This window comes from Streptomyces sp. NPDC088252 (genome assembly GCF_044740965.1).
In the GTDB taxonomy this organism is placed as follows: Bacteria; Actinomycetota; Actinomycetes; order Streptomycetales; family Streptomycetaceae; genus Streptomyces.
On the sequence record NZ_JBIURS010000062.1, the window covers coordinates 1 to 5783 of the forward strand.

General features: G+C 69.3%; 9 protein-coding genes. 5 read left to right on the forward strand and 4 right to left on the reverse strand.

Annotated elements, in window-relative coordinates:
- Positions 1 to 417 (forward strand): IPT/TIG domain-containing protein (locus ACIOHC_RS43675; RefSeq protein WP_365694728.1); only part of this gene is annotated, 417 nt, incomplete at its 5' end.
- 339 nt (positions 418 to 756) lie between these two features.
- Positions 757 to 2172, forward strand: a complete 1416-nt coding sequence (locus ACIOHC_RS43680; RefSeq protein ID WP_401847004.1) for a relaxase domain-containing protein — start codon at positions 757 to 759, stop codon at positions 2170 to 2172.
- Positions 2173 to 2439: 267 nt separating this feature from the next.
- On the opposite strand, the gene ACIOHC_RS43685 is transcribed toward ACIOHC_RS43680, so the two are convergent.
- Both ACIOHC_RS43685 and ACIOHC_RS43690 read right to left on the reverse strand, forming a co-directional pair.
- On the reverse strand, positions 2440 to 2934 hold the full coding sequence (locus ACIOHC_RS43685; protein WP_401847007.1) for a hypothetical protein: 495 nt from the start codon (positions 2932 to 2934) through the stop codon (positions 2440 to 2442).
- Entirely contained in the window at positions 2931 to 3098 is a 168-nt protein-coding gene (locus ACIOHC_RS43690) for a hypothetical protein (RefSeq protein ID WP_365694734.1), read from the reverse strand. The genes ACIOHC_RS43685 and ACIOHC_RS43690 overlap by 4 nt, the downstream gene beginning before the upstream one ends.
- A gap of 154 nt (positions 3099 to 3252) precedes the next feature.
- Between ACIOHC_RS43690 and ACIOHC_RS43695 the strand changes: the two genes are divergently transcribed.
- Together ACIOHC_RS43695 and ACIOHC_RS43700 are read left to right on the forward strand one after the other, a co-directional pair.
- Entirely contained in the window at positions 3253 to 3444 is a 192-nt protein-coding gene (locus ACIOHC_RS43695) for a hypothetical protein (protein ID WP_365694736.1), read from the forward strand.
- A gap of 663 nt (positions 3445 to 4107) precedes the next feature.
- Positions 4108 to 4749: a hypothetical protein gene (locus ACIOHC_RS43700; RefSeq protein WP_365694738.1), complete on the forward strand. Its 642-nt coding sequence runs from the start codon at positions 4108 to 4110 to the stop codon at positions 4747 to 4749.
- On the opposite strand, the gene ACIOHC_RS43705 is transcribed toward ACIOHC_RS43700, so the two are convergent.
- Positions 4690 to 5160: a tail fiber domain-containing protein gene (locus tag ACIOHC_RS43705; protein ID WP_365694740.1), complete on the reverse strand. Its 471-nt coding sequence runs from the start codon at positions 5158 to 5160 to the stop codon at positions 4690 to 4692. The genes ACIOHC_RS43700 and ACIOHC_RS43705 overlap by 60 nt on opposite strands.
- Entirely contained in the window at positions 5157 to 5342 is a 186-nt protein-coding gene (locus ACIOHC_RS43710) for a hypothetical protein (protein ID WP_401847011.1), read from the reverse strand. The genes ACIOHC_RS43705 and ACIOHC_RS43710 overlap by 4 nt, the downstream gene beginning before the upstream one ends.
- A gap of 317 nt (positions 5343 to 5659) precedes the next feature.
- On the opposite strand from ACIOHC_RS43710, the gene ACIOHC_RS43715 reads away from it, so the two are divergent.
- Positions 5660 to 5783, forward strand: a 124-nt coding sequence (locus ACIOHC_RS43715; protein WP_365694742.1) for a transposase, incomplete at its 3' end; no start/stop codon positions are given.

Sequence of the window (5783 nt, forward strand, 5' to 3'; positions counted from 1 at the left end):
GTGTCCTTCGGTGCCAACTCCGCGACGCCGACGGTGCTGTCGGACAGCCAGATCAGCGTCGTCGTGCCCGCGGGTGCGGCAGCCGGGTCGGTGGGCGTCAGCGTGACGACCGCCGGAGGCACCAACAACGGTCTGTCGTACACCTACATCGACGCCCCGACCATCACCGCAATCACGCCGACTTCCGGACCGACGTCCGGCGGGACCGCGGTGACCATCACAGGCACCAACCTGACCTCGACGAGCCAGGTCACGTTCGGCGGAGCGCTGGCACCGTTCTCGGTCATCAACGCGACGACGGTGACCGCCGTCACCCCGCCCGGCGCCGTCGGTGCGGTCGACGTCACTCTCTCCAACCCTGCGGGCACAGCCACGGACGCCGGCGCCTTCACGTATGCGGCAGGTCCCGGCATCTGATCCGCCACGGGGTGCGGCGCCGACTGCCGACGCGGAACAGCGCCCGGCAGTCGGTGCCGTCTCCAGATGCATGATGTCCGCCCGGCCCGGGATATTCCGCGCCCGGCCGGGCGGGCTGACCGCTCGACGTCACTCGCTCAGCACCGTGCGATGTGCCGGTTTGGTGTCAGTGGGTTGGTTTCAGTGACGGTATGTCAGGTAGGGGTCTTTTCGCTGGTCGGGTGTTGAGGTAGAACGTGGTCACTGACACGGGGCGGTACCTGGGGAGGGTGTGGCTGTCATGGGGTGGTACACCCCGCCCCGTGCCGCTGTCTCGGGAACGGCACTTCTGATCCTTCGATGGCTGCGCGGCGGCACGGTGGTCGGTGTCGGTGTCCGCCGAGGGAAGGGCGTGGGGTGAGGGAGTCGGGCGCGTGGGGTGAGGTTAAGGCGGGGTTGAAGAACACCGTCGCCGCCTCCGCGCTCTACAACGAGCTCGTGACCGCTGAGGTCTGCGAGGCGCTGGGGCTGGCGACCGAGCCGCGCACCGTCACCCCGGGTCGCCGGCCGGTCATGGAGATTGCCGGGGTGCCGCACGAGCTGATCCGCTGGACCTCCCGGCGCAGCGACCAGATCGCCGCCTGCCTCTCCGAGCTGGAGCACGAGTACGTCACCACCGTCGACGACGACGGCGAGCCCCGCTTCCTGCCGGTGGTCTCCGAGCGGGCCCGCGCCAAGCTGAACGGGATCGCGGCGAAGATGACCCGCCCTCCCAAGAAGAAGGCCCGATCATTTACCCAGCTGCGCGCCGACTGGAAGGAGAGCGCGATTGCCACCTCCAGGGTGGCCGTCGACATCATCAACTCCCTTCTCGAGTACGCCCGTGCCGCGGCTGCGGCGATCCGGGCCCGGGTCGCCGCCGTGGTCGACGTCGCCCTGGCGGCCGTCGACGTCACCGCGACGGTGTTCGTGATGAACGACGGCGGCCGGTTCCACCGTCGGCACCTGCTCGCCGAAGCCCGCCGCCACCTCGCCCTCGTCCTTCGCGGCCGCCGCCGCGACCCCGGCCTGGACGACCGGATCGTGGCCGCCGCCATCTCCGCGCACTGCCTGGACATCAGCGACCCGAAGACCGCGCGCGGCCTGGAGCCCGGCTACCGCCTCTACACCGCCCGGTGGGCGCTCTCCGACCTCCCCGCCCGGCGCCGCCCACCCACCCCCGCGCCCGACCCGGACCGGCAACCCCCGGCCGATCCCGTCGAGCCGGCTGCGTCCCGGCGCCAGGACCAGGACGCGGGGGAGTGGGAGATACCACGCCTCCCGCTGAGCTACGACCGGGCCGTCCTCGCCGGCGCGGTGGTGAGGGAGAAGCTGCGCACCACCACCACCACCGCCACCGCCGTGCGGGGCCCGGCGTACGACGTCGTCGCGCACCAGCAGGCCGCGATGCCCGAGCAGCTGCTCGCGCACCGGGACGCCGACCCCGAGCACGACGACCAGGAGCCGGAGGCCGGGCCACGACCGGGGATCGACCTGACGGCACTGCGAGCCCTGAAGGCGTCGCGCGCCGACGTGGAAGCCCTCGAACTCACCGACGAACGACTCCGCCGTCTCCAGGACGCCTTCGCCAGAGCGGCCGACCACGCCCACGAGACCATGAACCGCTACGCCGACCGGGAGGACACCGCCGCACCGCACCCGATGCGCGAGGACGACCAGCGCGCGCACCACCCCCAACAGCCGGACCGACACCACGGGCCAGAAGCCAGCCGCTGAGTGCACCCGGTGCGGCGCACTCGATGCGGCCGATGCCCCCCGACAATGCCGTGCACTTTCCGCATGGATGCACGACATCGTTCCGGAGTGCACAACATCGCCGGTGCCTCACTGCAGCCGCTTCCTGACACCGAAGCACAGCAGCAGCTGGTAGGGGTGCTGTTCCTCACCTGAGAATCGGACCACCGCCGGCCCCCAGCGGCCGGCGGCTACATCGACGGTTTGCGCGCCATCGCCCGCAGCAGGGGCTTCAGAAGGATCACCAGGTCAGTGGCAAGAGCCCTTGCTGAAGGTCGCGTGGGAGAGGTAGAACGCGAGCATCCCCGGGTCGGGGGGCGGCCGGTCCTCGGCCCCCGGGAAGACTACGGGGGGCTGCTCGTCCAGGGTCAGAGTGATGCGGACGCAGTACTCCGTCTCGGTGTCCTCAGTGCTCACCGTGTAGCCTCCGCCCTCCTCTTCACGCGTGTCGACGCCGTGCCCTGGCCCGATGCCGCTCTCCCGGATCGCCTCCGCGATCAGGAAGCCGTGGTTGCCCTCCAGGCTTGTGTAGTGCCGTTTGACGCCTAGATCTTGGACGCCCTTGCGGACGGCGTCGCGGAGTTCGCCCTCACTCCACGTCGACTCGGCCTGCATACCGAACAGCACGCCGAGCGCGACAAGCGGCGTGAGGATGATGAGTGCGAGACCAACCGGGTTGCGGTGGTTGTAGACGTACCGGCTGGTTCCCAACTTGCTCCGGATGAAGACGGGCTCTTCGCTCAACGTGCTGCCTGCGCACCGCCGATGTGCGCTGCCCAGGCATCTGCCCGGAGCGCGAGCTTCGGGGCATCGGGGCTCTGCGGGGGCACGCCCTCAAACGGTCCGTCGAATTCGGTTTCGGCTCGGTTGATGCGGGCCGAGAACCTGCGGTGAGGTGCGGTCGTCATGGCGGCACTGTAGCGGCGAGTTGATCACATCGGGTATCCCGTCGATATCCGAGACGACGGCTCGGATACTGCGATCACGCCACGCCAAGCGCTCGTCGGCCCCGAACGCTCAGACTGGCCACGTAGAACGCTCACCGGCCAACTATGGCGCTCAGTGGTCGCCGTCTCGGACACCCGCGAGGCGCCCGAGGAACACAGCGTCGCTATCAACGACGCCATGAACGACCGGATGCGCGCCGCGCTGCACAAGGTATGGGGCGAGCCAGGCCCGGCGCCCGTACAACGCGGCTCGGTGGCCCTGATGACACAGGAGTTCCGCGCCGCAGTCGCCCAGACCAGCCTCTGACCAGCGCCGGGAGCGCACGACGGCCGCGAAGGGGTACAAGTACCGGTATGGCACGTGAACGGATCCGATGGGCTGTCGTCGTGGACCGTGCCCGGCAGATCGTGGAGGGCTACGAGGGCACGCTGCGTCAGGTCATGTACCGGCTCGCTTCCGAGGGCGTGCTGCCGCACACGCCGTCGATGTACCGGCACCTGTCCTCCCACCTCGCCCAGGCCCGCCGCGAGGGGCGCTTTCCCGACCTGATCGACACCCTGCGCGAAGTTCACGTCCCACCGGCCTGGACGGACGCGGGCTCGTTCCTGCGCGAGAGCGCCGACTGGTTCGGCCTGGACCGCACGATCGGCCAGTCGCATGCGGTGTACGTCGCTGCCGAAAAGGACACGCTCCGGCAGCTGCTCACCGGCTGGCTGGCCGAGTACGGCATCCCGGTCCTGGTAGTCCGCGGCTTCGGCTCCCAGTCCTACGTCGACGTCGTCCGCGACCGCGTCGCCACCGACCCCAGGGAAGGTGCTTCTGGTGGTCGTTCTCCCGGGCGTCGCCGAGTGTGGTGTGACGATGCATCGCATCGGGTGACCTGGGGTTCTTCTCCGCATCTCTGGGGCTGTCGTGATCGTTGCGGCATGTTGCAGATGAGATCGGAGGAGACCCTTGCGGGCCTTTCCTGTGAGGCTGCCGTCTGGCATCTGGTATTGGACGGTGGTCGACGAGAACTACGCGGTGGTGCCGGACGCGGACGCCTTCCTACGGCACGTCCGGTTCGGCCGGGACCAGGAAGAGCTGACGACCCGGACCTACGCCGGGCACGTTGCCCTGTTCCTGCGCTGGTGTGCGCGGACCGGCCGGGACTGGCGGGTGGCGGCGGAGGAGTTCGTGCTGTTCCTGGTCTGGTTGAAGTTCGGCTCGAAGGAGGCGACCGGCGTCGACCGGCCTGCCGGGCACGGGCTGGTGCTGGCGGGGCCGGGAGCGGAGCCAGCCCGGCAGCTGGCCCGGATCCAGAACGTGGTGACCGGGGTGCGCCAGTTCCTGCTCCACGGCGTAGGAGGCTCCAGAGCCCCGGTGATGACCTCGACCTGCGAGCGGTCCGGCATGGTGGTCTGCGTCGTGCCGATGTCCCGGTGGAGCGGCTACCACATCTGGAGGACGTGGGAGTCCGCTCCGGGTGGACGGCGATGCCGTGGACATGGACGATCGTGCGGCTCTCCCGCTCGGCCGCCGGGGACTCCCGGTCAAGCTGCCGTACGGTCCTCATCGGGAATCGGAACAGCTGTCCGCAGAGGTACGGCGTTCGTCATCGCGGTCCGGTGACTCGTCCGGGAACGCTCCCCTGGCCTGCGCCTCTAGTGTCTCGACCCGGGCGGTGAGGTCGTCGATGCGGCGGTTCAGGGCTTGGATGCAGACGAGGGCGACGCCGTTGGTGTCGGTAGCGGAGATGGTGACGTTGTTGTCGCCGAGACCGAAGGCGGCGTGCCAGTCCTGCGCCATCGGTCCGAGGTGGCGGACGTGCGGCGGGTCCCAGTGGTAGCGCCAGGTACTGACCGGCAGACGCAGGACGTCGTCCAGGACCTGGTAGCCGTTGACGGCCTCGGCGGGGCCGGTGGTGGCAGGGGTGGCGGCGGACGCCATCCCCGCCGGACCGGCGGCGGCCCGCGCGCGGGACAGGGGATCACGGCGTGCCGCCCGCGCATCGCGGACGGCACGCCACCATGTGGTGATCAACGGTCCCAGCGCACCGGGGTGACGTCAGTCTTCGCGCGGCGGTCCGACAGGCTGCCCAGGAGGCCGCCGACGAGTGGGAGACCGGCCAGGAGATCCAGGAGGCTCTCCTCTCCAGGGGGAGTACTGGGAGCCGTCTTGGGCTGGGAAGCGATCCCGGTGGACCCAGTGGCAGGCACAGACATAAGGAGTTCCTCTCACAAAAAGTCGCTACTGGCCCTGGGATGCTCTCAGCCGCCAGGGATCCGCAGGGGGCCAATCGGCCTCAGTCACCCAAACGAGTGCCCAGCTCTGCAAGGGTGGCGCGCTGCGGGTTGGTCAGCTTGTCCCCCGCAATGCCTCTTCGGAGAGTCCCACGGCTGCTCCGGGCGACAGCTCCTTCCGATATGAGCCAAGGCTGTGCGGATATGGCCGGATATGGATCAGGTAGTTATGCAGACCAGGCCCGGGACCGTGCACGGAGCGGGATCATCGAGATCCGGTATGTAGCGGAAGGATCACGATGTCAAGGCACTGCTTGAGCAGTGGCAGGCAGATCTTCGAGGGCTCGGGCGGCACCTATGGCTCACCGAAGGTCTGGATCAGGCTCCTGCGGGAAGGATGGCGCGTCTCGGTGAACACCGTCG